Raw genomic sequence first — 26,119 nt, 5'->3', positions numbered from 1 at the left:
TGTATTGGTTTTGGTTTAGTAATTATTTTTATGGTTATCCGGTTCAAGTACGGTAATATGATTGCCTTCTATATCAAAGTTAATCCCCGCATATTTAAACATGCTCAGCATTTCGCTTAACTTAATATTGCGTGATATTTTACCCGTGAACTGTTTTAGCGGCACCTTACCCTGATAAGATACATCCAGATTGTACCAGCGTGCAGCCTGCCGCAATATATTTGCAATGTTTTCGTCTTTAAACTGAAAGAGGCCTTCCTTCCACGCTATGGATGCACCGATATCGGCATTTTCAATCATTTTCAAATTTCCATCCTTAGCCAAAACAGCCTGATTTCCAGGATGGAGTGTATAGCTTATGTTCCTGGTAGTAAGCATAACGGCCCCTTCAAGCAAAGTAGTTCGGAGCGATTGCTCATCATCATAGGCCATAATATTAAAATGAGTACCTAAAACCTTTACTTCTTCAGCATTAACTTTTACAATAAAAGGCATAGCCGGATTTTTTGCCACTTCGAAATAAGCCTCCCCATTAAGCTCTATCCGGCGCTGCGGGCCTATAAATGCTGTCGGGAATTTGATCTGTGAGGCAGCATTTAGCCAAACATTGCTACCATCTGGTAAAACAATATGATAAGTGCCGCCACGGGGGGTGGTCACTGTATTAATTTCTATTTTTTGTTTCTGTAATGCCGTATTAGCCGGTTGATAATTTATCTGTCCGTCGTCTTTTTTTACAATTTGTATATTGCCGCGAAGCGTAACCATACCTTTACTGGCCGAATCAAGATCGATAGTTTCGCCATTGCCCAGGGTTAATATCGCCTTCTCGCTACCGGGCAGGGCATCATGTGCCAATACAACTTTAGCCTGTACAGCAGTTGCTACCGGGGCATGACGCGATACTAAATAATATGCTCCACCCGCTATAAATAAAATGCTGGCTGCAATACTAAACCAAGCCATTAAAAAACCCGGCTTAAAACCCGCCGGTTTATTTTTCTGTTGGATAATGCGTTTGTATATTTCTTCGCTTTTAGGTGTTTCAAAAAATGATGCCGATATGTCCAACTGCTCCCAATACTCTTCTAAAACGCCAGAGATTTCTTCTACTGAAGATAACTCCAATAGATCAAGCAGCTCGGCAATTTCTTCATGCGAGGCTTGTTTCCGGAGATACAGTTTTAACAAATAGGTTACCCTGAAATCGGCATTATCCATATTGATTTTAAGCTATAAATTCATATAGCACATTGGTCTATATCTATCAGACAATGTTACCCGCATAAAAGGGGGTATTAAAACCATTAATTATTTATAAATCCAGATAAAATAGAAAGCAGAACTAATAGATAGGTGTTTTCCCGGAGGTAGGAACTAATAGAACCGACAGCTAATTGCAGATATTTTTTAACTGTTTCGCGCGAAATATTCATTTTCATTGCAATCTCGGCATATTTAAGCCTTTCATGCCGGCTCAATAAATAAACTTTCTGTTGTTGAGGGGGTAATTGATTAATAGCCAGATCAAGTAAGCGATACTGATCGTTAAAAAGCGGTTCCGGGTTATCCATGGATTCTTTAACCTGTTGCTCGGTTTGCCATTTCTGATAATGTTTCTTTTCGCGTAAAGATTTTTTTAATGCATTTAAGGCCTGGTTACGTGAAACAATAAAAAGATAAGCCTTAAGATTACGAACCTCTGTAAGTTCTTCCCGGTTACCCCATATTTTGATAAATACATCCTGAACGATCTCTTCGGCCGCCTCCATAGAGTCCGTTAAACGGAAAATATGCGCCCCTAACAGATGATGATAAGCATCAAATATCTGTCGGAAAGCCAGTTCATTCCCTCCGGCAACCTGTTGCAAGAGTTCTTGCTCAGTTAAACAGTCGGCAGTAAGCATATGAGATAAATAATTGGTGAATTAAATTTATATATAAATTTAAAAAATCATCAAAATTGCCTCAAGATTGACAACTTTCCATAATATTATGCCAATTTTGTTTACAATATGCGGTTTTTTCGAGAAAGAAAACACGATATAAGAGGATGTAACGACTGTTTTGAGTAGTGATGAGGGCGCTATTTTAGCGCTGAATTTATCATTTTTAACGACTTAACGACTTGGTTTCCTTTATAGGTTACCTTACTTTTAGCATTATCGATGCTAATAAATGAACCTGCTGTACCTTCAACTTTATTGGCATTAATTGTAACATCATCCGCATGCTTTAATTGGATAATGGCAAGGCTGCCTGTTGTTGGAGGAAAAGCGCAATGAGTAATGGTAATTTGCCTGGCATCATCGCAAATTATTGCTGGTCGTTCTTCATTATTTTTTAGATGAAGTCGAACATTAATTATCTGCAGGCCTTCTACATGCCGCGCCCAAATGCCATAGGCAGGTATTAACGGCCCAAATGTTTTTACTTCAGGATATTTATCTATTGCCTCGGGTACTTCCTGTTTTGAATCGGCTATGGTGCCGCCGCCAGCTAGTTCAATATCTATATTTTCTAATCTGAGATTCTTTATATTATATCCCGGTACCCCGGTGATCAGTATGCCGGTAGGTGGTTTCAACTGGGCCGTATCGGCCGCCTGTGCTTTAATGTTACGGATAATAACATTTTCCAGCCTTCCGGTTGGCTGTTGCTTATCCTGGTCTTTCCTGAAGACACTCAATCTTGAACCCAGGCGAATGAGGATAGGTGTTTTAACATTTACCATAGTGATATCCGAAATCTCGACATTATTCAAATACGCCCCGTCTACGGTTAATAGTTTTATCCCGCCATTGTTGGTATTATAAATATAGCAATTACTGATCTTTATATCCTGAAACGCGGCCATGGATTCTGTCCCCATTTTTATAGCGCCCTGGCCGCTTTTCAACTTTAGCCCGCTTACGTTAATAGCACTGCAGGGCATGTCGCTGGAAGTAGTTTTAAAGCAAAGCGCATCGTCACCACTGTCAATATCACTATCGCTGATATGGACATTCTGGCAACCATCTATGTCGATGCCATCATTATGTGCAACGCCGCGACTGACAATTTTAATATGTTCAATGGTAACCTGTTTGCAATGATAATAATGAGAGGTCCATGCGGCTGAATAGTTTAGGGCAACTCCCTGGATATGTACCCGTTCACAACGTACCAGGCGTAATAAGAAAGGGCGCCTGCCCCAACGCTGGCCTTCGGGCCGGTTATCCGTTAATATCTGTTGTGCTTTTAACGCAGAGCCACGCCCATCTATTACGCCTTCACCTTCAATCCCGATATTTTGCAGATCGACACCTACTACCAGTGCCCAGCCCACATGTATACCCAATCCCTCGGTAAATGGGTCCAGGTTCTGATAGTCGTTTACATCGGTACTGCCCAATAAAACGGCTCCTTTTTCCAGCCTGAGCGTCACATTGCTTTTTAGAGCGATAGTTCCCGAAACAAACCTGCCAGCGGGAAAGATAACTTTCCCGCCGCCGGTTTGTGCGCAATGATCTATAGCCTGTTGAATAGCAGCAGAGTTAAGGGTTATTCCATCGCCAATTGCACCATATTTTTCAATATTCGTATCTAACCCATAAGCGTTACCTATTACTATTAGTAGCAGCGTGGTTAAATAAACTTTTAGCGTATTCATAAAATTTATTGGGCTATGTAAATGCTCCATCGCTGCGTTATTCGTTTAACCGATCAATCTATCGATCCTGATTTCATTTTACCGTTTTGATCGGTTAACTGGTTTTCTACTTTACCTTTCAACGTAATTTTTATTACCGAAGCAATAGCATCCGGGGCTTTAGCGGGCACTGTAAGCTGCAGTCCATCTGCATCATTAGTAGCTTTAACCAATGTATTTCCATCCAATAGTTTAGCAGTAACGGCATGGTTTTTCAATCCTGGAACCATTAACTTACCATCAGTAGGCCAATTGAAGACCGTAAGGTAAAGAATGGTATTATCGCCATCATCTTTACGTGTACAGCGGCCCCAGGCTAATGGTTTAAGCGGGCTTGCTTTAGTTGCGTATATGGCCTCGCTGTTAGTTTTCATCCAGTCGCCCATAACCTTTAAGGTCGTAACGCTTTCTTTTGGAAATTCGCCAAGGGCGTTTGGCCCCACATTTAAAAGATAATTGCCACCTTTAGAGGCAATATCCACTAAATTCCTGATCAATGTTTCAGGTGATTTCCATTTATGATCGTAGCTTTTATAGCCCCACGTTCCGTTCATCGTCATACAGGTTTCCCAATCTTTGCCATCCAGTTCAGCCAGGCTTGGTATTTTTTGTTCAGGCGTTTTTGTATCACCGGGGAAGTTAGGCCGTTTTAAACGATCATTTGTAATAATATTAGGTTGTAACTTCAATAAAGCGTTTAATTTGTTGGCATATTCGTCAGTCATGTTGGTTGGGGTATCCCACCATAAAACCGCCACGTCACCATAGTTGGTCAGCAATTCCTTTACCTGCGGTACTGCCACCTCATCAATATATTCTCCCATCGTTTTGCTGGTTTGATAAGGGTCCCAATGGCCGGAGTGGGCAGCAGTATAAGCATCAATTTTTGCCGAATCGGGGTTTGCCCAGCCTTCTGAAGCAACTTTACGCGCAGCAGCACCGCCCGGGTTATTCCAATCCTGCGCCTGTGAATAGTAGAACCCAAGCTTAATACCATACTTTTTGCAAGCCGCAGCCAATGGTTTTAAAACATCTTTACCGTATGGTGTAGCATCTGCAATATTCCATTTGCTGGCATTGCTTTTAAACATCGCGAAGCCATCATGATGCTTAGCAGTAATCACGATATATTTCATACCTGCCTGCTTGGCTATCCGCACCCATTCATCAGGGTTATAGTTTACGGGATTGAAGTTTTTTGCAGCTGCCTGATATTCTGCCACAGGTATTTTTGCCCGGTTCATTATCCATTCGCCGCCATGACCAACTTCGTGCCCTTTATAAACACCGCCCCATTGGGCATAATCTCCCCAGTGAATAAACATCCCAAAACGGGCTTCGCGCCACCACTTCATGCGCTCATCGCGGGTAAGCGTTTGTGCCATAAGGCAATTTGATAACAGCACTAATACTGTTAAAAATAAAATCGGTTTTTTCATTTGTTATATATCTTTAATTATACTTTAGTTCTTATTTTTCAGCCTTAAGCATTTCGGTCCCTGCCAGCAGAAATGCACCCAGGCCATGGGTATCATTCAGTTCTTTAGGCCGGGTATAATAAAATTTAATATCCTCGTCCATATTGGTACCGATACAAACATCTTCCAATTGCCCATCAGCAGTAACTTTGCCGGTTAGCCCTTTCCAGCCTTCGCGCGCTATGGCTATATATTTAGGATTGATCCAGCCTTCATTTACAGCCCTGGCTACCGCATAAGTATACATAGCGGTAACCGAAGTTTCCTGGTATGAGTCTGGCTTATCCAGCAATTGATGCCACAACCCGCTTTGGTCCTGGTAGCGGGCAAAGCCGACGATCTGACGAAGTAAAAGCCTGATCAGTTCAGCGCGTTTGGGATGATTAGCTGGTAGATTATTCAGCAATTCGGTTTGTGCTACAGCCAGCCAGCCATTGGCCCTGCCCCAGTGCCCAACGCCATTCATAGCCACATCGCTATAGTAATTATGCCAGTACAAGCCGGTGTTCGAATCGTACAGGTATTTATTAAATTGCTCTACCTGCTTAATGGCATCATCAAAATATTTGCTGTCGCCGGTTAGTTTACCCATACGCGCCAAAAATGGCACACTCATGTAAAGGTCATCGGCCCATATGGTATTCGGGCGAGGAGCTGGACGGCAAAGTGTACCATCTTCCAGGCGCAGTTGTTTATGTAAAATATAGTTGGCTGCACGGTCAAGGTAAGCTTTAAACTCCTGGCGTTTATCTATCTTATATACATCCATTAATCCGGCCGACATTGCGCCGCAGGCATCGAGGTTACTCATGCTGAAAACCGGGCCAAACTCTACTTTTGGCGTTTTAGCTTTATACAAAGCTTCAAAATAGGGCAGGTTATCAAATATGAAGTTAAAATTGTGCTGGCTGTAATCTGCATATTTTTTATCATTCAGCACATTGGCCATTTGCATCATCCCGGTTGTAAGCACGCCATTAACATAGGCCCATTTATTATAGCGACTGTCGGCATGAATGTCGCCTGAAGGCTCCAACCCCTTTGTGGATGCATACTTTTGGTTGGTTTTTGTATTTACAAACTGGAATGAGGTGTTTTTGATTATATTATCGGCTACCCGGCGAACGACCTCTTCGGTATTAACAGGGGTTTGACCAAATGAACATAATGCATAGCTCATTAAAAAAAATAAGGATAAATATTTCATGGGTTTAAAATTGATTATTAGTTTGTTATGGCATTATATGGCTTATTCAGGGAATTACCTTTATCCCGGCGTTGCTAGTATTATTTGCTTTTTTTATGAATATAGACTTATCGGTTCATAGTACCTTTCGGGTGCCTGTTCGGGGGGCATTTCTTTCAACTGGCCGGTATAAAGCTTTTTATATGTGGCCGGACTTTTACCGGTTATCTTTTTAAAATATTTGTAAAAAGTAGACGATCTGTTAAAGCCGCATTCCAGCCCGATTTGCCCTATTTTGAACTCGCTTTCTATTAATAAATTACAGGCATTCCCTATTTTAATTTCAAGTATAAACCGGGAATAGGTTTTATGAGTCATTGATTTAAAATACCGGCAAAACGAATTGGGGCAGATATGGGCTACTTCGGCTATCTCTTCTAAAAAAATCTTATTCCGAAAATGAGCGAACGAATACTGATAAATAGCGTTAATCCGTTCGCACTCTTCTTCGTTAAATTTATATTTAAATCCCATAGAAGACAAGGTATTAACCTGCTTACTATTGGCAATTGTTTGCAAAATTTTCAATAACCATATTATTTTTTCAGGGCCCTCACTCTCTGTCAAGCGTTCCATCAATATGGCAACCAACTTCTTTTCTTCATTTTTAACTGCCAAACCACGACGGGCCCGCTGCAGCATTTGGTTAATCGTTTTATTTTCTACCAAATCCAAAAATCTGCTCCCGAAGCAATCTTCTAAAAAATGTACTACAATTATATCGGCTTGTTGTGCCGGTTCGCTTCCTATATATGAGTTATCAAAGCGCCAATAATGAGGCAAGCCCGCACCCACTATTGTGATATCTCCTGGCATAAACCGACTGATATGATCGCCAGCAAATTGGGTTCCGCTCCCTTTTTTAAAATAAACTATTTCTATTTCCAGGTGATAATGCCATTTATTATTATTCGACGGCGATGTTTCACGCCGGACATGAAAAGTACTTTTGGTATCGGTAGCAATTTTAAGTAATGCGGGTTTCATGCTTGGCAAACAGATATTATCCTAAACGGATATATTAAAGACAATACATGTACCTATAAAGGGGCTATGCAGTTACATTTTTTTATTAAATAATCACTGTCCATGGGACAAATAGATTGTATAAGAAGTTAATTCAGCGCACATTAATTTATCTGTTGCTGATATTTTTGTATGGCTTAGGTTTAATAATTTATATAACCATCTGAAAATGAAAACAAAAATTAAAGCCGGAGAAGGGCAAGGGGCCGATCAATCAGAAACCGTTGCCTTATCAAGGCGCAAGTGGTTAAATAGTGTATCCTGGCCTGCGTTAGGTGCCACTTTAGGTTTAAGTTTTATTAATAACCAGCCATCGTTAGGCGTTAATTTAAAACCAGCTGCTGACAATGACCATACTTTAGGAACCCGAATCTATAATATAAGAGATTTCGGCGCGAAAGGTGACGGCAAAACGCTGGACACTATAGCCGTTCAAAATGCTATTAATGCCTGTAATAAAGATCTTGGCGGTACGGTATTGGTACCTGCCGGAACATTTGTTATTGGTACAATTGAACTTAAAAGTAATGTGCGGTTATATATAGCGGCGCAGGGCACCCTTTTAGGCACTGTCGATGGCAAGCAATATCACGCAGCCGACGCTATTCCCCTAACCGGCGATTCTACACTTAATGATGGCAATGTTGGCTTGTTATATGCCGTTAAAGCAGATAATATTACAATTGACGGTCCCGGCACGATTGATGGCCAGGGCGCGCAATTCAGGAGCCCGGCTAAAGGTGTTTTACCGCCTGCGGGCATTTCGGGGCCACACCGCCCTTACCATTTATTATTTTACCAATGCAACAATCTTACCGTAAGGGACATTTATCTGTTAAACAGCGCATTTCATTCCGTTAGGGTTATTCAAAGTGAATTTATCAAGATGGAAGGCTTACATATCAGGGGCCGGGTGGTCAATAATAATGATGGTTTTCACTTCATCAGTTGCCGTTATGCGCATGTGTCTAATTGCGACGTACAAAGCCAGGATGATGCTTGTGCTTTATTTGGCAGCTGTCAGTTTATTACCATCACTAATTGTACGTTCAGCACGCGCTGGTCTGTATTTCGTTTTGGCGGGGGTGTGGCTGAAAATATTACGATATCTAACTGCCTGATCTATGAAACATATGGTTGTCCCATTAAAATGCGCTGTGGCCCTGGTTCGCGGTTTGAAAATATATCATTTTCAAATATCGTCATGCAAGATGTAACAGGTCCAGTCTCTATCGGGCTTGGCGTACAATCATCATCATCTACAACAGCAACAAACAAACCTCCGGGTGTAGTCCGCAATATTTCATTCAGAGGTATTACTGCAACTGTAGTAAAACCGGTACCACTTAGGGATGCTTCTTTCCCAAGCAATTATAATCCCGGCGAAATCTTTTCATGTGTAACGTTAAACGCAATGGATGACATTTACATGGAAAAAATTACGTTCAGTGATGTACATATCACTTATCCGGGTGGCGGCACGGCTGAACAAGGTGCAGTAAGGGACGTGCCAAAAGTAGCTGGCGAATACTATCAGATCGGCGTTCCGCCGGCTTACGGTATTTACGCACGCAATGTGCGCGGGCTGATACTTAATAATGTTAGTCTTAGTCTGAATGCCGACGATCTTCGTCCGGCCATGGTTTTTGATCACGTAGATAATGCTGCCTTGAATGGCTTAAATATACAAGGTAGTAGGGAGGCCGAAGCAGTAGTGCGCATAACCGATACTAGCGCCGTATTAATGACTGCGATACGATTGGAGGGAACTGCTAAATTATTTTTACAAGTTGAAGGAACAACCAACAAGCGAATCAAAATAGATGGCGGCGACATATCCCCTGCCGAAAAAACTTTAAGCTTTGAACGGGGCGCAAAACCATTATGCGTAACCTGGCGTGTTTAAAAATAATCCAATGACTATTCTTGCAAGAAGAGATCACTCAGAATAGCTTGCAAAACCACCCAACAGATAGGCCCGAAACCGGGCCTTATCTGTTAGTATTAGATTTAATTCTTTTTCAGTTCGTTCTTCGTCAATAATTTTGCGCTCTCCATTAACTTCACAAACTTCGGGCGGACCCGGTTTCAGTTACAGCAAACATATTTTCATAAACCATTTAAAAAATTTATTTTGATGCCGATAAATGAGTGTATTCCGGCCTACTGTTAAATATGATGAATCAGCAGACTTAAAACTGCTGAACAGCTACCGTGCAAACGGCGATCTGGCTGTGCTGGGAAAACTCTATCAGCCTTATATGGGTCTGGTTTATGGGGTTTGCCTAAAATATTTAAAGGATGAGGAGCAGTGTAAAGACGCTGTAATGCAGATATTTGAAGAGTTGATAGACAAGGTTAGCCGGCATGAAATAAAACAATTTAGAGGTTGGCTTTATGTACTTACGCGAAACTATTGCCTGATGCAATTGCGGTCGGAAAAGAAAATGGATGTGGTGAGTATGGACGATGTTATGGAAAATACGTTCGTTTTGCATCCTGAGGATGAGGATAAGGAAGAAACGATGAAACAATTGGAGCGTTGTATGGAAAAACTACCCGCAGCGCAAAAGGAAAGTGTTAACTTGTTTTATTATAAGGATAAGTGTTATAAGGAAATATCCGAGCAAACCGGCTATACTTTAAATGAAGTTAAAAGCTATATACAAAATGGCAAACGTAACTTGAAAATTTGCCTGGAAAAACACAGTGAGCGCTAAAAAAACGGACATATCGCATATCAGGAAGTATCTTAACGGAGAACTTGATGCCCGTGCCATGCACCAACTGGAGCGCGAGGCGCAGGACGATCCGTTTTTGATGGATGCGATTGCCGGCTATGAGAATGCAGGCACAGATCAGCAACCTAACCTTGCAGCATTAGATAACCTTTTACAGCAAAGAATAAACCAGGCCAAAATACGCCGTATGGTGCCGTGGAAATATATTTCTATAGCAGCATCGCTGGTGCTGATATTAGGCATTGCTTATTTGCTTTGGCCCGGCACTAAAACACCACAATTGAAACAGGAACAATTAGTGGCAAAAACACCTCCGCCGGTCGATCATGTGTTAACTAAATCCGATACTGCGCCAAAACTTACTGCCGATAATAATATAGCAGCGATAAGTCCGCAGGTTATAAAAAAATCGCGGCAGGCGGAAATAAAACCTGCGGATGGTTCAGTTAGCGAACAGGGTACAAATGATAGCCGCATGGCAAACCCGGTGGTTAATACAGAGATTGCACTCGCTGCAACCCAGGATAAACAAGTTACTGAAGTTAATGCCAAAAAACTCCCCGCCGATGCCAGAGAAAATGAGCAGGTGGTATATGGCTACGTAAAGCCCGCTGCACGTTCAGCCGAACCTACAGCTAATGATAGTACCGTGTTAAAGGAGATAACCGTCCCGGGGCGCCAGGCTCTTGCAAAGCAACTTAGTACATCAAGTGTATCTGCCGTTACCAACCAAACCCTTAAAAATAAAGTAGAGGGGGTTGAAGTAACTACCCCTAATAAAATAAGCGGGCGTGTTATGGATGAACTTGGCCTGCCTTTACCAGGTGTAAACGTACAGGTTGTAGGTACGCAAAAGGGTACACAGACGGATGTAAATGGCAAGTTTTCTTTGCCTGCTACGGGTAATACTACACTTAGTATTAATTATATAGGGTTTGAGAGTAAACGTGTAACCGCCAAAAGTAATGACAGTTTGAGTATTAAACTACAACCTAATACTAAATCACTTTCAGAGGTTGTAGTAACTAATTACGGACAGGCAAAAGCTGAAGAACCAATTGAAGAAGCACACCCGCGAATGGGCTGGGATAGTTATGATAAGTACCTTAGGAAAGCAGCTATTGCTGATGATGGTAAGACCGGCGTTGTACGCGTATCATTTATAGTTGGTGAAAAAGGCGCATTAAGCGATTTTAAAATTATTAAGGGCCTGAACGATGCAACCAATAAGCGGGCTATAGATTTGGTTAAAGAAGGCCCACCCTGGGAAGCCGATGCCAGCGGCAAACCGAAAACGGTTAAGCTGAGAATAAAATTCAGAAAAGAATAAGCGGATGGAGCAAAAGGAGCAGCGATAGTTAAAAAACTCATCGCTGTTTTTTTGTTTATAAGTTATGATACCTTATGGAAATGCGGCAGGCAATTCAGGTGTGGTTGCCTATCAAATTGGTAAAGATTATATAGCGGTAAAATTTGTAGACAGGGATGAGCCTTACATTTATTCCCATGCAAGCGCCGGGGCCCAACATGTAAAAGAAATGAAAAAGCTGGCTAAAGCAGGCCAGGGCTTAAGTACGTACATTAGTCAGCATGTGAAGGATGGATATGAGCGATGATACCCCACATTCCTCATGCCGGACTTATCCGTCAGCCTATACTATTTGAAACTTGCTTGATGAAACCCCGAAACAAATTCGGGATGACGCGATATATTTTCCCTATTTCTTAAACCCATCGGCGAAAGAGAATACTTTTTTCATTAACGGAGTTGTGCGTGCAGACAAGTTTTGCCTAATGTTTAGCTCTTCTTTGGCAATTTCGACAAATAGGCCGTCTATCGCCTTTTGCGTTACATAATCGCTGATATCAGGATTGATCTTCCTAACAAATGGTATTTTGTTAAACGTGGTAGCAGCATTAGTATAATATCTTGTGGCCCCTGCCTGGTCGAGACTTACCTGTACTACGGGTTTAAATTTAGCAGACAGTTGTACGGTAGTGGTTCGTTTAAAATATTCGGTAGCAGCATCCTGTTTACCCAGCAAAATATTACTGACATCCTGCAACGTCATTTGCTTTATGGCATTGATAAAAATGGGTTTTGCTTCTTTTGCCGCACCCTCGGCAGCACGATTAAGCGACAGGATCACATCATCGCACAATTTATTAAAACCTAATGCTCGCAATGTTTTCTCTGCTTTTTGTGCTTCGGGCGGGAACAGTATTTTTATGGCAGCATTGCCAAAAAAGCCATCAACGGCCGATAATCGATCGCTGCTTTTTCCGGTGCCCTGCTCTAAGGCCTGCTTAAGGGCATTTCCAATATCAAGGTTGGTTGGGATAAGTTTAGATTGGGCGTTGCTTACTAAAACAGTAAATATAAGAGCTAAAAATATGGCCGCTTTTTTCATAGGCTAAAACTACACAAAAGCCATTAGTAAAAAAAGTATTGTGATTTTAGCCTATAGCATGCATTATAGCAAATACAGCGGCAGCCAATAAAGCTGAAATTGGGATAGTAATTACCCAAGCCCATATTAGGTTGATGGTTACGCCCCAACGCACAGCCGATACCCGTTTGGTTAAACCTACACCGATAATTGAACCAGTAATGGTATGCGTGGTTGATACCGGGATACCGAAACGTTCGGTAATAAATAGTGTAATTGCACCGGCAGTTTCAGCACTAACGCCTTCCAGCGGGGTTACCTTGGTAATTTTAGTACCCATAGTTTTAACGATCTTCCAACCACCCGACATAGTACCTAATGCTATGGCTGAATAACAGATCAGCGGGATCCATTCGGGCATGGCAGCGCCATTTTTAATAATGCCTGAGGTGAACAAGGCTACGTAGATAATACCCATTACCTTTTGCGCATCGTTACCACCGTGGGCAAAGCTTAGGGCACCAGATGATATCAGTTGCAACCCTTTAAACCAACGTTCGGCAACGGATGGCCGGGCATTTTTGCAAACATGGAGGATAATAATGGTTATTGCATAAGCAATAATTAAACCTATAAATGGCGCCAGAAATATATAAGCAACAATAGTTAAAATAGAGTTTATGTTGACCGCTGTCAGTGCACCCGAACCCATGTAAAGGGCATTGGTCATACCGGCACCGGCAAAGCCACCTATTAGTGTGTGCGATGAGCTGGATGGGATACCAAACCACCATGTGATCAGGTTCCAGGTAATGGCGGCAACCAGGCCGGCCAGTATCACATGCATGGTAATAAAATGTTCGTGCACGGTTTTGGCAATGGTGTTAGCCACCTTATGGTCTTTAATTAAAAAGTAGGCCAGGAAATTAAATGCAGCAGCCCATAACACCGCCTGAAAAGGCGTTAATACCTTGGTAGATACTACAGTGGCAATAGAGTTAGCCGCATCGTGAAAGCCGTTAATGAAATCAAAAACAACCGCAAGTATTACAACAACAACAAGTAGCGTAGTTACCATCTAAATATATATCAGGTGTTGATTAGGCGTTTTTAACTAATATGGATTCCATTACATTGGCCGCGTCTTCGCACATATCGGTAGCGGTTTCCAGCGCGGCAAGTATTTCTTTGTATTTTATCAGGCGCAGCGCATCTTTCTCATATAAAAACAGGTCGGCAACGGCACGGTCAAACACATAATCGGCCTGGTTTTCTACACTGTTTATACGGATGCATGAATCGGCTATGTTGCGTACGTTTTTTAGGTCTTTCAGTTCCCTTACGGCTTTTTCCAGTTCTACGCTGCCTTGCAATATCAGTTCAGAAAGTTTTTTTATCGATTCGGTATACTCATCAATATTATACAGCATCATCCGGTTGGCCGAGCCCTGTATATAATCGGCTACGTCATCAATTGCGGTAGCAAGTGAATGAATATCTTCCCTGTCAAACGGGGTGATGAAATTTTTACCGAGTTCCAGGTATATCTGGTGGGTCAGTTCATCGCCTTTGTTTTCCAGTTTATCAATTTGCTTAAACATTTCCTCGCGCGATGCAATTTCGTTCGAGTTTACGGCCTCAACCAATACGGTCGCCATGGCTACAACATTGTTTGCGGCTTGTTCAAATAAGGGGAAAAATACTTTTTTATCCTTTGGGACGAAGTATTGAAATATGCTGTTTAACGACATCGTATTAGATTGTAGGGCAAAGGTAAGGTATGAATGTTAAATTAATGTTAACTATTTAATACAGGAATAGCCGGGAACGGTAATTGTTTTGCTTTTTGTAAAGTAAATCCAAATGTCGACCCTAAACCGGCTGTGCTGCGCACATTAATGGTTTGTTGATGAGCTTCAATAATGTGCTTCACAATAGCTAATCCTAAACCTGAACCACCAATTTGCCGTGACCGGCTTTGTTCGGTACGGAAAAAACGTTCGAATAACCGTGGCAGATATTTTTCTTCTATCCCAATACCGTCGTCGGTAACTTCTATCAGCACCTGGTCATGCAGGTTAAAGATACTGACCGACGTATTGCCACCTTGTTTGCCATATTTAAATGAATTGTCTATCAGGTTAACCATTACCTGTTGTATCTTTTCCCTGTCGGCGGTAACCATTATATTGTCGTCGTACTTTTGCTTAAAAATAAGTTTAATGTCATGCTGGCTGGCTTTCATTTCCATCTCGTCAAGCACTTCGCGTACCAAATCGTTTATTTTAAATTTGGTATAATTGATAGGCATTTCGCCCGATTCAAGCTTGGATATTTCATCCAGGTCCTTAATAAGATAACTTAACCGGTCTACATTTTTTGAAGCTTTTTCCAGGAACTGGGTTGCCATTTCTTTATCCTCAAACCTGTCATCGCGTACGGCTTCAATATAACCTTGTATGGCAAAAAGGGGGGTTTTAAATTCATGGGAGATATTGGACAAAAACTCGCGGCGAAATTGTTCCTGCTTACGCAATTCGTCAATTTCTATTTTTTTCTCCCGTGCCCAGGCTTTTACCTCCAATTCCACATCGGCAATCGGGTCGGCGCTATTAATTGTTTCCCCCAGTGCATCGCGCAGGTCGCGGCCAAGCTTAAGGTTGTGGATAAGTTTATAGATAAGTTTGATCTTAGAGTATACGTATCGTTCTATCAGGTAGTAAAAAACAATAAAGCTAATCACAAATGATACACCGAAAGTAACCCCAACATCGAACCATTTGTGCTGAAAGTAATAGTTGACTGCCGATAGTGTAATAGCTACCGAAGCAGCGGTAAGAAATATCAATACGCGCAGTTTCATAGCGCTAATTTACTATTTGTGTATAATTAATAGCCATCGGAAAGGCCAAACCCATGTTAATTTATAGTTATCAATTTGTGCTTTTTTTAACAAGCGCACCAATTCGGCTTTTTTAAAGCTGCGCTTTACCGATAACGGCCCGTCTATCCTTACCATTTTATTACGGGTAAATAAATGGGTAATAAGCCAAACCGAGTAATATAAAACCCAATGCCGGTGCAAATCGGTTAGTATTACACCACGTGTCGAGCAGTCGCGCATTTTATTAATCAGTCGCACCCACTCTTCATCGGCAAAATGGTGACTGAACAATCCGGAAAATACAATATCAAATTGCTCGGGGTAAAGACTGTCACTAAACACATCGGTTTTTATGTAATTGATATCCGCCTCGACAGAGTTCTGTGACGCAAACTTCACAGCTGCTTCAGCAGCATCAACCCCGGTCAATTGCAAATTAAGCTTTTGCTGGTTGGACCATCGGCGTAATTCCCGCAACGTATCACCCCCGCCGCAGCCCCAATCGCTAATATGACTGCCTGCCGCTACCGGAAAATTTTTCAAAGCTTTTATTAGGGTTTTATAGGCACCGAACAGATTGTTCATTTTTCCCAGACCGGCCAGCACAGGATCGATCTCGGCAGATGAAAGTTCAAAATCATCCATTACCTCAGCTTCGGCAGATCGTGTTTTCAGGGTCAGCATTATGCAAAAGGTTGACCGTGCGATGTACGGATAAGGAAATTAGCCAGCGAAGGAATATTATTCAGTGCAGTAATAGTTAACCCTGTTATACTATCGCGCCCAAACATACGCTGCATTTGCCTGCCGGCCCATAAGCGACTGGCAAACTCTTTGTCCCAGGCTCGGGTGTAAGCTTGTTCCAATTGGCTACGTTGCGCAGCGTTGAATTTTCCGGGTTGATAATATTTTTTGATGGTATCAGAAAGTATCTTGCTGGAATGGATAGCCATGGCCATACCGTTACCGCAAAGTGGCGCAATCATCCCGGCGGTATCGCCGCTCATTAATATATGTTGTTCTACTGGCGCTTTTTTTTCGAATGATATTTCGTTGATCACCTCAGGTTTATCCAGTAAAAACTCGGCAGTATCGAATATTTCTTTCAGATAAGGATTTTTGCAGATGACATTTTCTTCCAATGCGGGTAATGAACCATACCTGCGCAGGTCATCGCGTTTGGCCAGGTAGCACATGCAGTAGCGGTCGCCCTCTACTTTGCTTACACCGCAATAGCCATCCTTATAATTGTTAAGTTGAATCAAATCGGTAGGCAGATCGGCTTTAATATGGAATTTTACCGCCAGGTACGGGCTACGTTTATAAAAAAAATTGCGTTTCAATTTCTGGTCAAGGTTCGATCTTTTGCCATACGAACCAATAACCAACGGTGCAGTTAATACCTGCCCGGGAATAACTACTTCAAAACGATCTTGTACAAAACGCACATCCTCCACCCGGGTGTTTAGCATAAATTTCACCCCGGCTGCCTGTGCTTTTTGATACAGATGATGGTCTAAAGTGTACCGGCTCAAGCCGAAGCCACCTAGGTCTAAAGTTGTTTTAAAACTTTTTCCTCCGGCTGAAGTGATCTCTAAGCGATTGATGTGCGAAGGGTTAAGCTCATTAGCATCAATACCTAAATTCTTCATAAATGGCAAAACCTCATTACTGATATATTCGCCGCAAACACGATGAAAGGGATATGATTTTTTTTCGATGACGGTAACCTGTAAACCTGCACGGTTTAATTGGATGGCATTAAATAAACCCGCCAAGCCACCGCCGATGATCAATACATCAATCATGCGGTATGGGTTTTCAGCACCATGCCTTCCACGGTGAGCCCAGGGCCAAAAGCGAAACTTAATATCTGCTGATTAGTTTTAACCGTGTTTTCCAGTATGCGTTGCAGTACAAAAAGTATGGTAGCCGATGACATGTTGCCATGTTTGCGCAAAACATCATAAGCAAAATCATTACTTTCTTCAGGCAATTCCAGCGCTTCTTCTACTGCTTCCAGTATTTTGCGGCCACCAGGATGAATGGCGTAGGCATCAATTTGGGTCAGGCCTTTTATCTCGGCGCCATGCAATAACCTATCAGTCACCCCTTTAATGTTGCGTTTTATTTGTTTTGATACTTTACTGGTCAGGCGCATTTCAAAGCCGGTATTACCCACAAACCAGCCCATTTCGTTACGGGCATCAGGTAAAAATTCCGAGTAAAAATAATTCAGTTTTAAGTGGGTGCCTTCGATTAAGCGGTTAGCCGTATCCTCAACCAGCACCGCCGCAGCGCCATCGCTAAACAACGAATTGGCCACCCAGTTATCCAGCGTATTCTCTTTCTGGAAGTGCAGGGTACACAATTCAACACTTACCACCAGCACTTTGGCGTGCGCATCAGCACGACAAATATAGTCGGCAGTTTTAAGGGCATTGATAGCGCCATAGCAGCCCATAAAATTAATACAGGTACGCTCAACGGTGGTTTTTAATCCTAACCGCCCCACCAGGTCGATATCTAAACCAGGGGCATACATACCTGTACAGCTAACCGTAATAAGGTGCGTAATTTGCTGCGCGATATTATGAGGAAAACGCGCAAAGCAATTTCTTATCGCGGCTTCGGCAATATTAACTGCCTCTTTTTGATATAAAGCCATGCGGCTTTGGGTAGTTACAAATGGTTCAAGCGTGGCGTTGGCTGCAAAAAAGGTATGTTCCTCGGGAGTATCAACACCAAAATCGGGAATAACCGAATAGCGGTAGTCAATCCCCGAATTATCGTAAATACTTTTCAGCCGGTCGCGGTTATTCTCATCCAGGCCAGATGCATCAGCCATAAACCGGTATATCCTTTGCTGCTTAAATTTATTAGCGGGATTGGCAATACCTATGGCGCTGATGCAACTACTCATGTATGCTAACTACTTATTGTTTGTATATCTATATCAACTGTAACATCGTTACTCAAAACCAAACTTGAATCGCCAACGCCAAAATCGGTACGCTGCAATTTAAAACTGCCTTTAAATTCGGCCACGGCGCCATATACAATAAAAGTAAAAGGTACGGCTATCTGTTTTGTTTTGTCTTTAATAGTTACGTTAAAAGTCCCCAAATAGTTGTTTCCGCTTTTATGTTTTATTGCAACCGACTTCATAGTGATCTTTGGATACTTCGCCACATCAAAAAAACCATCACCTTTCAGGTGGCTGTCGCGCAAATCGTTATCGGTATTAATGGTATTTACATCGGCTGTGGCGGTAATAGTGCTGGTTTCGGGTTTGTCTTTGCTAAAATTGATATCGGCCTGTATGCCGCCAATAGTGCCGCCAGTGCCAATTCCCATATTTTTTATTTTGAAGGCAACGTTTGCTTTAGTTACCGTGTATTTTACTTGTGCCGATACGATATTCGCAGTGGCGATAATTAGGATCAATAGAAAAAACTTCTTCATGGGTCTATTTTAACAAAAATTTGAAACGTATTAATTAGTGATATAAGTATTTTACATTAGCACAATGAAAGTGAAACAACTGATACCAAGCCGGTCGGCCATAGCGCACTTGCGGTTTGTGTTTTCATTGTTTTTGTTTCCCGTGTTCCTTTTCGCTTTAAGTCAGACTCCCGTTATGCACTTTAGTAAAGTGTGGCTGGTGTTTTTTATCTGGCATTTCCTTGCTTTTCCTGCCAGCAATGGCTACAACAGCTATTTTGACAAAGATGAAGAGAGTATAGGATTACTAAAAAAGCCACCCAGGGTTGATATCAGCCTCTATTATTTCTCCTTATTAATAGAAGCCCTGGCCTTTTTATTAAGTTTATTAGTAAGCTGGTATTTCGCGGTAGCGGTGCTTATTTATGGCACTATGTCTAAACTATATAGCCACCCCGCTATCCGTTTAAAAAAATATCCCATTATCAGTTTCCTAACGGTTTTCTTTTTCCAGGGGGCATTTATTTATTGGAGCACCTATTTTGCCCTCTCAGCAGCAAGCCCTTTTATTCATTGGCCCCCACAATTGCTTGTTGCCGGGGCTATTTGTTCGTGTTTGATAGGGGCATCTTACCCGCTCACGCAGGTTTACCAGCACGATGAGGACAGCCGCCGAGGAGACCGAACGTTAAGCTTGCTGCTGGGTTATAAAGGATCATTTATCTTTTCCGGGGCATTATTTGCTATTGGTTTGGTGCTGATGTTTGCTTATTGGTATCCTACAGGGAATTTGTCCAAATTTTATGCTTTTTTAGGGTGTACCTTACCCATTTTTGTATTTTTTAACTGGTGGTTTTACAAAGTGGGACAGGATAACACTAATGCTAATTTCCAAAATGCTATGCGCATGAATTTTTTGAGCGCGGGATGCATGATCGCTTATTTTGGTTGGTTGGTTTGGATGTGGTAGGGGTATAATCGGTAGCAAGTCAAGGCATGGACGGACTTTGGTTTCTTAGGCCACTGATAGTTTATGATGCCGAATATTGGGGTTCCGCTTCTTCTTTTTGCGTTTACCAAACCATACTATAAAACCGGTGACAGGCAAACTGGCACAAATAAGGCTAACTATAAAAGCGATGATTTTTCCCGGTAGACCAATGATCTGGCCTACATGGATATCATAATTGGCATCATTCATTTTACGGCCAGGGCTTTTATGCTGTTGTAGTTCTGTTTTTAATAACTTGCCACTATATTGGTCAAACGTGTAACTATCACTGCGGTAATAGTGCATGGAGGTATAATAAGGGGTAACGGTAGTTGTGCCCGATCCTTTTTTATCCCCCTCGGATATGAAAAACATTTGTGCCAGCGGCGAATGCTGATGGGTATAGGTAAACGCCATATCATCCGCGGGGATTTTGGTCTCAATATTTTTATGCAGCGTATCCGATTTGACTACCAGTTTTTCCAAAGGATATTTTTGGCAAAGGTTACTGGCGCTGTAAATTCCATTACGCATCCAATCGAAAGCGATGGATAAACCTGATAGCGCCAATATTAATGCAATGCTACAGGCGTAAAAACCCAGTACATTATGCAAATCGTAATTTACGCGGCGCCAGCGACCGTTCCATTTAATGTTGAAACTACGCTTGCGGTCACTTTTGCGCTTAGGCCACCAAAGTACCAAACCACTTATCAGCAATATCACAAATACAATTACCGATATGCCTACTACTAACCGGCCAATTTTGTCGGGTAATAACAGATACAGGTGTATATATTCAACTACGATGAAAAAGTTTTTGGTAATGTCCTCATCATGTAAGAATTTACCCGTGTAAGGATTTAAGTAAATATAGCGTGTCCCTAATTTAGGCACAATAGTCATCACCACCGCTGGTCGGTCAGGGCCATAATAGGCAATAAAAGCAGGATTCCCTTTTGGGTAATGCTGTAAGGCCAGGCGTTTCAGTTCTGACGGTTGGACATAGGGTTTTTGCTGCACCTCTATTTTGCGATAGCTATGTATAGCATCCTGTATCTCATCCTGGAAAACAAATAAACAGCCGGTAATACTTACAATAAACACCACCAGCCCGGAGATGAACCCGAGCCAACGATGTATAAATAAGATGTTTTTTTTAAAACGTGTCATTTATTAAAACCGGTAAGCAATACTTAAACGATAGTTACGCGGGGCATCGGCCTGCCAGTAATAAGCATTCAGGTACGAGTAATAAGAACCGCTATAGGTATACTTATCTAACAGATTAAAGGCATTAGCTGTGATGCGCACTTTTGCATCTTCCCAAAATAGGCCGCCATCCATTTTAAAATAATCAGGTAATCCTTCCAGGCCTACACTCCAGGTATCAGTTTGGCGGCCGGCCAGGTACATCCCACCTAAAGAAACGCCGGTGCCTTTAAGGCCGCCATTAAGTATTTTATAGCTTAGCCAGGCATTAGCTACATGTTTTGAATAACCCGGCACTATTTGTCCAACAGTAAAGCCTGTTACGCCAGGGTTTACTTTGTTCACCTTTGAATCTGTTAACGCGTAGTTGGCTGTTAAATTTAAGCCCGGCAAAACCTCGCCACGCAGATCAAATTCTATGCCCTGCGATTTTTTCTGACCAAATATTATGCTTAAGCCTGAGTTTGGCGCAGCATTCGGATCGGCGGTCAGTTCATTATCCCTTAATATCTGGTATACTGAAAGGGTAGTGTTCCAACGGCCATCTGCCCAGTCTTTCTTAATACCAAACTCGGTATTGGTACCGGTTAATGGCTGTAATTTACCTACACTCACTTTTCCGGCCTGTGGTAAAAAGGTTTGGTCGTGCAAGCCATATACCGAGGTTTTATCATCTATAGATACGCTTAAACCTACACGCGGGGTAAAATGATTTGCTTGTTCAGGGGTGTTAAAATCCGACATTTTCAAAGTTGTATAACGCCCTGCCAGGGTTAACCTAACTCTATTATCAAAAAAGCCCAGTTCATCCTGCACATATAAGCTTGAATAATTTGAATTGATCAGCCCGTAACCTGCAGCAGCACGTGCCTCAAGGTTTAGGCTTCGATTGAAAGTTGGATAGCCATTTGATGGGTTATTTAAGGTAGGCAAGGCCTCCTCATATGGGTTAAACGGCGCTGCCTTGGTATCCAATGATTTGGTTTGGGCATAGTCAGCAACATATTTTTTGTCGGCCATATCTATACCGCCCAATAATTTATGTACAATGCTGCCAGTGGTTACTTTACCATTAATAAACACCTGGGCTAACGACATGCTGCTTTCGGCCTCCCAAATACCCGCGTTACGCACGTATCGGCCATCGGCAAATACGGTATCAGCCCACATGGAAGTGCCTAATTGCGAATAATTGTAACGGGCTGCCTGGGCTGTCAATTTCCAATTATCGGCTAACTGATGCTGCAAGTTTAAAGTAACGCTGTGGTCATTAATGTTAGTTGGCGGCAGACCGGCTGGCGTTTGAGTGAAATCCCGCGGTAGTACAGCGTAGCCTTTCGGACTGAATACATAATACGAACCAACATCCGACATATGCGCACGCTGGTAAACATATTCGGCTGTTAGTTTGGTCTTATCGTCAATCTGGTAGGAAATTACAGGAGCTATGGCATACCGGTCATTAAACTCGTTTGGGCGGAATGAACCTTTGTTTTGTGCCGAAAGATCGAAGCGGTATAGTAATTTACCGTCTTTACTCAATTTGCCATCTAAATCAAGCGTGGCACGGTTAAGGTTAAAGCTGCCCGTGGTGAAGCTAACTTCGCCTTTGGGTTGGCCTGTAGGCTTTTTAGTAACTACGTTATATAAGCCACTTGGGTCGCCGTTAGATAACAGGAACCCGGCCGGCCCTTTTACAAACTCGATGTGGTCTACAAAACTCATATCTTCGGTAAGCGGCCCCCAGTACGAGCCCACCACATTAAAGCCATTACGGAATGCTTGTATTTGCGAACCACGCATGGTAATGTTGGTGTACAGGTCTCCCCAGTGCTCCAGGCGCACAGCACCGCTCACATTCCGGATCAAGCCATCGCTCATGCTAATTACTTGCTGGTCGGCTAATATTTGCGAGGTTACCACCTGTATATTTTGTGGCACCTGTAGCAATGGCTCGTTCAGGCGCAGGCTTTGCGATGATTGATCGACCTTATATTTTTGACGACGACCGGTAATACCTACTTCATTCAGGTGACTGGCATTTTCTTTTAATATAAAATCAACTACATCGGTAGTACCAGTCGGTACAGTGATCTGCTTTTCTTGGGGAAAGTAGCCAACAGCTGATACATGTAGCGTATAGTGGCCAGGTTTTAATTTATTGAATTCAAATTTGCCGTCGGTATTAGTTATAGTGCCAAGAGCGGTATTTTTTATGCCGATGGTAGCAGCTTCAACCGGCCTTGCATTATTGTTGGTTACAGTGCCTTTAATACCACTATTTTGCTGCGCAAAAACGTTGGTAATACACACTGTTAAAATTGAAAGATAGAGTAGGGTGAGTTTCATTATTATTTAGACTAATTATAAACAGTGACAAAAATAAAGCTAAATTTCACTTTTGCAAACTTTATTTATAATTATTCTAAATAATTAAATGTCTATGATTTCCTTCTTTTTGCGTGAACGCATTCGTTTGGGGACAAACTCCAATATTTCTGTTTTTAGGGCTTCAATCATTCTGCGTTTTAGGAAATTGCGCTGAATAACCAGGCTTACCTCACGTGCCGGCTCGGGCGATTTAAAATAGCGTACCCGGTCCAATTGTTTGTCAGATAATTCAGATAGGGCCAGTTCTGGCAGTATAGTAGCGCCATTATTTTGATCGACCATGCGCTTTAATGTTTCTACACTGCCGGTATTGTATTCAAAATGAAGGAAGCTTTGTGTGGTTTTTCTACGCTGGCAAATGTTCAACACCTGCTCGCGCATACAATGCCCCTCGTTTAGCACCCATATTTCCTCGGGGTCAATATCGTCGGGTACAATGTGTTTCTTTTTAAAAAGTTTGCTGGTTTTGGATGTATAGGCTACAAAGTTTTCATAAAACACAGGTATCTCGGTTAAGTTGGCCTCGTTTAGGGGAGTGCTCAATATTCCGCAATCAATCAGCCCTAATTTCAACTGCTGGATGATCTGCTCTGTTGTTTGTTCCCAAACCATCAGCTTCACTTGCGGATATTTATCAATAAATTTAGTTATAATCCGGGGCAACAGGTAAGGCGATACCGTTGGAATGATCCCAATCTTTAACTCACCCGACAACTCTTTCTGTCTGTCACTTACAATTTCTTTTATTTTCTGGCTTTCTGCCAGCAGCACACGGGCTTGGGCAATAATTTCTATACCAATTTCAGTTGGCACAACTGGTTGCTTGCTGCGGTCAAATATCTTCACGCCTAAGGTATCTTCCAGTTTTTGCAATTGCATACTTAGGGTGGGTTGTGTTACAAAACATTTTTCAGCTGCTAATACAAAGTTGCGGTAAGTATCAACGGCAACGGCATATTCCAATTGTACAAGTGTCATAACATATATAGTTTTAATCTATACGAAGATAGGTATTATTGATTTTTTCTATAGTTATTTTATGCGCAAGTTTGCTTTAAGCTAACCCATTAAATACTTACCACTATGGCAACCAACAAAAAAAAGCTAACAACAGCTTCTGGAATACCTTATGCCGAGAACGAAAACAGCATGACTGTTGGTCCGCGCGGCCCGATATTATTGCAGGATTTTATCCTTCATGAAAAAATGGCGCACTTTAACCGCGAACGCATCCCCGAACGCGTAGTGCATGCCAAAGGATCGGGCGCGTATGGCACCTTAACAATTACACATAATATTACGCAATACACACGCGCTAAAGTATTTAACCAGATAGGCAAACAAACCAGGCTATTCTTACGGTTTAGCACTGTTGGGGGAGAGAAAGGCAGTGCCGACACCGAACGTGATCCGCGAGGCTTCGCTATTAAATTTTACACGGAAGATGGCAACTGGGATTTAGTAGGCAACAACACCCCGGTGTTTTTTGTAAAAGATCCGAAGAAATTCGGTGATTTTATTCATACTCAAAAACGCGATCCTTATACCAACTGTAAAAGCGCGACAATGATGTGGGATTTTTGGTCGCTTAACCCCGAGAGCCTCCACCAGGTAATGATAGTAATGAGCGACCGTGGCACACCCTATGGTTATCGTCATATGGATGGTTTCGGCAGCCATACGTTCTCGTTAATTAATGCCAGGAATGAACGCTTTTGGGTGAAATTTCACTTTAAAACCTTACAGGGCATTAAAAACTTTACTGATGAAGAAGCCGGCGCTATGCGCGGCACTAACCCCGACTTTGCCCAGCATGACCTGTTAACGCATATAGATAATGGCGAATATCCAAAATGGGCCATGAAAATACAGGTAATGCCCGAAGATGATGCCAAAACGTATCATATCAATCCGTTTGACCTAACTAAGGTTTGGCCCCACGGCGATTACCCGTTAATTGATGTTGGGATACTGGAACTAAATGAAAACCCTGATAATTATTTTGCACATGTTGAGCAAGCCGCCTTTGCACCTGCGCACGTGATAGACGGGATCGGTTACTCGCCCGATAAAATGCTGCAGGGCCGGATATTAAGTTATCCTGACGCACACCGTTACCGGTTGGGCGGTAATTACGAACAGCTACCGGTAAATAAGTGTCCTTTTATGGTAGCCAATTATCAACGCGACGGGCTAATGACAGTTAACGGTAACCACGGTTCAGCACCAAATTATTTCCCTAATAGTTTTGATGAAATAGAAGCCGACCCGCATTACAAAGAACCGGCATGGGATTTAGGCGCACATACTGCCGATTGGTATGACCGCAACGCCGAAGGCGAAAATGATCATTATACCCAACCCGGTACCCTGTACCGTTTAATGAGCCCGGAAGCAAAAGCCGACCTTATTAAAAACATAGTACATTCTATGAAAGGTATAGATGGGCCTAAGAAAGAACTAATAACCAACCGCCAGCTTTGTCACTGGTTCCGTGCCGATATGGGCTTGGGCATGGCTATAGCCAAGGGTTTAGAATTGAATTTGGACGAAACCATGAAACATATGCCAGCGTAGGGATGGAATATGTTTACCACAAGTTCAAATATTAAGGAACAAGCCTCG

The 26,119-nt window shown here is 42.3% G+C and carries 23 protein-coding genes; 6 read left to right on the top strand and 17 right to left on the bottom strand.

Annotated elements, in window-relative coordinates:
• Nucleotides 1–15: 15 nt before the first annotated feature.
• The 6 genes from IRJ18_RS16750 to IRJ18_RS16725 all read right to left on the bottom strand — a co-directional run bounded on the left by IRJ18_RS16750 (nucleotide 16) and on the right by IRJ18_RS16725 (nucleotide 7,402).
• Nucleotides 16–1,221 carry a FecR family protein gene (locus tag IRJ18_RS16750; RefSeq protein ID WP_194107453.1) on the bottom strand — a complete coding sequence of 402 codons (1,206 nt, stop codon included), beginning with the start codon at nucleotides 1,219–1,221 and terminating at the stop codon, nucleotides 16–18.
• Between the two features lie 86 nt (nucleotides 1,222–1,307).
• Complete coding sequence (locus IRJ18_RS16745) at nucleotides 1,308–1,907, bottom strand: RNA polymerase sigma-70 factor (protein WP_194107452.1); 600 nt, start codon at nucleotides 1,905–1,907, stop codon at nucleotides 1,308–1,310.
• A gap of 179 nt (nucleotides 1,908–2,086) precedes the next feature.
• A complete protein-coding gene (locus tag IRJ18_RS16740; RefSeq protein WP_194107451.1) occupies nucleotides 2,087–3,652 on the bottom strand; it encodes a glycoside hydrolase family 28 protein in 1,566 nt (521 codons plus the stop codon).
• A 53-nt stretch (nucleotides 3,653–3,705) separates the two neighbouring features.
• Nucleotides 3,706–5,130 carry an alpha-L-fucosidase gene (locus tag IRJ18_RS16735; protein ID WP_194107450.1) on the bottom strand — a complete coding sequence of 475 codons (1,425 nt, stop codon included), beginning with the start codon at nucleotides 5,128–5,130 and terminating at the stop codon, nucleotides 3,706–3,708.
• 31 nt (nucleotides 5,131–5,161) lie between these two features.
• Nucleotides 5,162–6,376, bottom strand: coding sequence for a glycoside hydrolase family 88/105 protein (locus IRJ18_RS16730; RefSeq protein WP_194107449.1), 1,215 nt, complete (start codon nucleotides 6,374–6,376; stop codon nucleotides 5,162–5,164).
• A 93-nt stretch (nucleotides 6,377–6,469) separates the two neighbouring features.
• Nucleotides 6,470–7,402: an AraC family transcriptional regulator gene (locus tag IRJ18_RS16725; RefSeq protein ID WP_194107448.1), complete on the bottom strand. Its 933-nt coding sequence runs from the start codon at nucleotides 7,400–7,402 to the stop codon at nucleotides 6,470–6,472.
• Between the two features lie 208 nt (nucleotides 7,403–7,610).
• On the opposite strand from IRJ18_RS16725, the gene IRJ18_RS16720 reads away from it, so the two are divergent.
• The 4 genes from IRJ18_RS16720 (at nucleotide 7,611) to IRJ18_RS16705 (ending at nucleotide 11,798) form a co-directional block, all read left to right on the top strand.
• On the top strand, nucleotides 7,611–9,347 hold the full coding sequence (locus tag IRJ18_RS16720; RefSeq protein ID WP_194107447.1) for a glycoside hydrolase family 28 protein: 1,737 nt from the start codon (nucleotides 7,611–7,613) through the stop codon (nucleotides 9,345–9,347).
• 241 nt (nucleotides 9,348–9,588) lie between these two features.
• Nucleotides 9,589–10,161: an RNA polymerase sigma factor gene (locus IRJ18_RS16715; protein ID WP_194107446.1), complete on the top strand. Its 573-nt coding sequence runs from the start codon at nucleotides 9,589–9,591 to the stop codon at nucleotides 10,159–10,161.
• Nucleotides 10,151–11,512, top strand: coding sequence for an energy transducer TonB (locus IRJ18_RS21235; RefSeq protein WP_194107445.1), 1,362 nt, complete (start codon nucleotides 10,151–10,153; stop codon nucleotides 11,510–11,512). Before IRJ18_RS16715 ends, IRJ18_RS21235 begins: the two co-directional genes overlap by 11 nt.
• 64 nt (nucleotides 11,513–11,576) lie before the next feature.
• A complete protein-coding gene (locus IRJ18_RS16705; RefSeq protein WP_194107444.1) occupies nucleotides 11,577–11,798 on the top strand; it encodes a hypothetical protein in 222 nt (73 codons plus the stop codon).
• A 102-nt stretch (nucleotides 11,799–11,900) separates the two neighbouring features.
• Here the strand turns inward: IRJ18_RS16705 and IRJ18_RS16700 are convergent, their stop codons facing one another.
• The 8 genes from IRJ18_RS16700 to IRJ18_RS16665 are packed head-to-tail and all read right to left on the bottom strand — an operon-like array spanning nucleotide 11,901 to nucleotide 18,921.
• Nucleotides 11,901–12,593: a DUF4197 domain-containing protein gene (locus IRJ18_RS16700; RefSeq protein WP_194107443.1), complete on the bottom strand. Its 693-nt coding sequence runs from the start codon at nucleotides 12,591–12,593 to the stop codon at nucleotides 11,901–11,903.
• A 46-nt stretch (nucleotides 12,594–12,639) separates the two neighbouring features.
• Nucleotides 12,640–13,650: an inorganic phosphate transporter gene (locus IRJ18_RS16695; RefSeq protein WP_194107442.1), complete on the bottom strand. Its 1,011-nt coding sequence runs from the start codon at nucleotides 13,648–13,650 to the stop codon at nucleotides 12,640–12,642.
• A 22-nt stretch (nucleotides 13,651–13,672) separates the two neighbouring features.
• Complete coding sequence (locus IRJ18_RS16690; RefSeq protein WP_194107441.1) at nucleotides 13,673–14,323, bottom strand: DUF47 domain-containing protein; 651 nt, start codon at nucleotides 14,321–14,323, stop codon at nucleotides 13,673–13,675.
• A gap of 47 nt (nucleotides 14,324–14,370) precedes the next feature.
• Nucleotides 14,371–15,435: a sensor histidine kinase gene (locus IRJ18_RS16685; protein WP_194107440.1), complete on the bottom strand. Its 1,065-nt coding sequence runs from the start codon at nucleotides 15,433–15,435 to the stop codon at nucleotides 14,371–14,373.
• A gap of 12 nt (nucleotides 15,436–15,447) precedes the next feature.
• Nucleotides 15,448–16,140, bottom strand: a complete 693-nt coding sequence (locus IRJ18_RS16680; protein ID WP_228072910.1) for a methyltransferase domain-containing protein — start codon at nucleotides 16,138–16,140, stop codon at nucleotides 15,448–15,450.
• On the bottom strand, nucleotides 16,140–17,264 hold the full coding sequence (locus IRJ18_RS16675; protein ID WP_194107439.1) for an NAD(P)/FAD-dependent oxidoreductase: 1,125 nt from the start codon (nucleotides 17,262–17,264) through the stop codon (nucleotides 16,140–16,142). Before IRJ18_RS16675 ends, IRJ18_RS16680 begins: the two co-directional genes overlap by 1 nt.
• Nucleotides 17,261–18,379 (bottom strand): type III polyketide synthase, encoded by a 1,119-nt coding sequence (locus IRJ18_RS16670; protein WP_194107438.1) that lies wholly within the window; start codon nucleotides 18,377–18,379, stop codon nucleotides 17,261–17,263. The genes IRJ18_RS16675 and IRJ18_RS16670 overlap by 4 nt, the downstream gene beginning before the upstream one ends.
• Before the next feature lie 5 nt (nucleotides 18,380–18,384).
• A complete protein-coding gene (locus tag IRJ18_RS16665) occupies nucleotides 18,385–18,921 on the bottom strand; it encodes a YceI family protein (RefSeq protein WP_194107437.1) in 537 nt (178 codons plus the stop codon).
• Between the two features lie 64 nt (nucleotides 18,922–18,985).
• Here IRJ18_RS16665 and IRJ18_RS16660 point away from each other — a divergent pair, with 64 nt between their 5' ends.
• A complete protein-coding gene (locus tag IRJ18_RS16660; protein WP_194107436.1) occupies nucleotides 18,986–19,870 on the top strand; it encodes a UbiA family prenyltransferase in 885 nt (294 codons plus the stop codon).
• A gap of 45 nt (nucleotides 19,871–19,915) precedes the next feature.
• Here the strand turns inward: IRJ18_RS16660 and IRJ18_RS16655 are convergent, their stop codons facing one another.
• From IRJ18_RS16655 to IRJ18_RS16645, 3 genes are all read right to left on the bottom strand, one after another.
• Complete coding sequence (locus IRJ18_RS16655) at nucleotides 19,916–21,064, bottom strand: PepSY-associated TM helix domain-containing protein (protein ID WP_194107435.1); 1,149 nt, start codon at nucleotides 21,062–21,064, stop codon at nucleotides 19,916–19,918.
• 3 nt (nucleotides 21,065–21,067) lie between these two features.
• Complete coding sequence (locus tag IRJ18_RS16650) at nucleotides 21,068–23,452, bottom strand: TonB-dependent receptor (RefSeq protein WP_194107434.1); 2,385 nt, start codon at nucleotides 23,450–23,452, stop codon at nucleotides 21,068–21,070.
• 84 nt (nucleotides 23,453–23,536) lie between these two features.
• Nucleotides 23,537–24,472 (bottom strand): hydrogen peroxide-inducible genes activator, encoded by a 936-nt coding sequence (locus IRJ18_RS16645; protein ID WP_194107433.1) that lies wholly within the window; start codon nucleotides 24,470–24,472, stop codon nucleotides 23,537–23,539.
• A 105-nt stretch (nucleotides 24,473–24,577) separates the two neighbouring features.
• On the opposite strand from IRJ18_RS16645, the gene IRJ18_RS16640 reads away from it, so the two are divergent.
• A complete protein-coding gene (locus IRJ18_RS16640) occupies nucleotides 24,578–26,071 on the top strand; it encodes a catalase (RefSeq protein WP_194107432.1) in 1,494 nt (497 codons plus the stop codon).
• Nucleotides 26,072–26,119 lie beyond the last annotated feature (48 nt).

It is taken from the genome of Mucilaginibacter boryungensis (assembly GCF_015221995.1).
Taxonomy (GTDB): Bacteria; Bacteroidota; Bacteroidia; order Sphingobacteriales; family Sphingobacteriaceae; genus Mucilaginibacter; species Mucilaginibacter boryungensis.
This window is presented reverse-complemented; position numbering and strand designations above follow the sequence as displayed.

What these genes read in the sequence shown, in the direction of transcription:
- IRJ18_RS16750 (WP_194107453.1), bottom strand. Translation starts at nt 1,221, where the DNA reads ATGGATAATGCCGATTTCAGGGTAACCTATTTGTTAAAACTGTATCTC.
- IRJ18_RS16745 (WP_194107452.1), bottom strand. Translation starts at nt 1,907, where the DNA reads ATGCTTACTGCCGACTGTTTAACTGAGCAAGAACTCTTGCAACAGGTT.
- IRJ18_RS16740 (WP_194107451.1), bottom strand. Translation starts at nt 3,652, where the DNA reads ATGAATACGCTAAAAGTTTATTTAACCACGCTGCTACTAATAGTAATA.
- IRJ18_RS16735 (WP_194107450.1), bottom strand. Translation starts at nt 5,130, where the DNA reads ATGAAAAAACCGATTTTATTTTTAACAGTATTAGTGCTGTTATCAAAT.
- IRJ18_RS16730 (WP_194107449.1), bottom strand. Translation starts at nt 6,376, where the DNA reads ATGAAATATTTATCCTTATTTTTTTTAATGAGCTATGCATTATGTTCA.
- IRJ18_RS16725 (WP_194107448.1), bottom strand. Translation starts at nt 7,402, where the DNA reads ATGAAACCCGCATTACTTAAAATTGCTACCGATACCAAAAGTACTTTT.
- IRJ18_RS16720 (WP_194107447.1), top strand. Translation starts at nt 7,611, where the DNA reads ATGAAAACAAAAATTAAAGCCGGAGAAGGGCAAGGGGCCGATCAATCA.
- IRJ18_RS16715 (WP_194107446.1), top strand. Translation starts at nt 9,589, where the DNA reads ATGAGTGTATTCCGGCCTACTGTTAAATATGATGAATCAGCAGACTTA.
- IRJ18_RS16705 (WP_194107444.1), top strand. Translation starts at nt 11,577, where the DNA reads ATGATACCTTATGGAAATGCGGCAGGCAATTCAGGTGTGGTTGCCTAT.
- IRJ18_RS16700 (WP_194107443.1), bottom strand. Translation starts at nt 12,593, where the DNA reads ATGAAAAAAGCGGCCATATTTTTAGCTCTTATATTTACTGTTTTAGTA.
- IRJ18_RS16695 (WP_194107442.1), bottom strand. Translation starts at nt 13,650, where the DNA reads ATGGTAACTACGCTACTTGTTGTTGTTGTAATACTTGCGGTTGTTTTT.
- IRJ18_RS16690 (WP_194107441.1), bottom strand. Translation starts at nt 14,323, where the DNA reads ATGTCGTTAAACAGCATATTTCAATACTTCGTCCCAAAGGATAAAAAA.
- IRJ18_RS16685 (WP_194107440.1), bottom strand. Translation starts at nt 15,435, where the DNA reads ATGAAACTGCGCGTATTGATATTTCTTACCGCTGCTTCGGTAGCTATT.
- IRJ18_RS16680 (WP_228072910.1), bottom strand. Translation starts at nt 16,140, where the DNA reads ATGCTGACCCTGAAAACACGATCTGCCGAAGCTGAGGTAATGGATGAT.
- IRJ18_RS16675 (WP_194107439.1), bottom strand. Translation starts at nt 17,264, where the DNA reads ATGATTGATGTATTGATCATCGGCGGTGGCTTGGCGGGTTTATTTAAT.
- IRJ18_RS16670 (WP_194107438.1), bottom strand. Translation starts at nt 18,379, where the DNA reads ATGAGTAGTTGCATCAGCGCCATAGGTATTGCCAATCCCGCTAATAAA.
- IRJ18_RS16665 (WP_194107437.1), bottom strand. Translation starts at nt 18,921, where the DNA reads ATGAAGAAGTTTTTTCTATTGATCCTAATTATCGCCACTGCGAATATC.
- IRJ18_RS16660 (WP_194107436.1), top strand. Translation starts at nt 18,986, where the DNA reads ATGAAAGTGAAACAACTGATACCAAGCCGGTCGGCCATAGCGCACTTG.
- IRJ18_RS16655 (WP_194107435.1), bottom strand. Translation starts at nt 21,064, where the DNA reads ATGACACGTTTTAAAAAAAACATCTTATTTATACATCGTTGGCTCGGG.
- IRJ18_RS16650 (WP_194107434.1), bottom strand. Translation starts at nt 23,452, where the DNA reads ATGAAACTCACCCTACTCTATCTTTCAATTTTAACAGTGTGTATTACC.
- IRJ18_RS16645 (WP_194107433.1), bottom strand. Translation starts at nt 24,472, where the DNA reads ATGACACTTGTACAATTGGAATATGCCGTTGCCGTTGATACTTACCGC.
- IRJ18_RS16640 (WP_194107432.1), top strand. Translation starts at nt 24,578, where the DNA reads ATGGCAACCAACAAAAAAAAGCTAACAACAGCTTCTGGAATACCTTAT.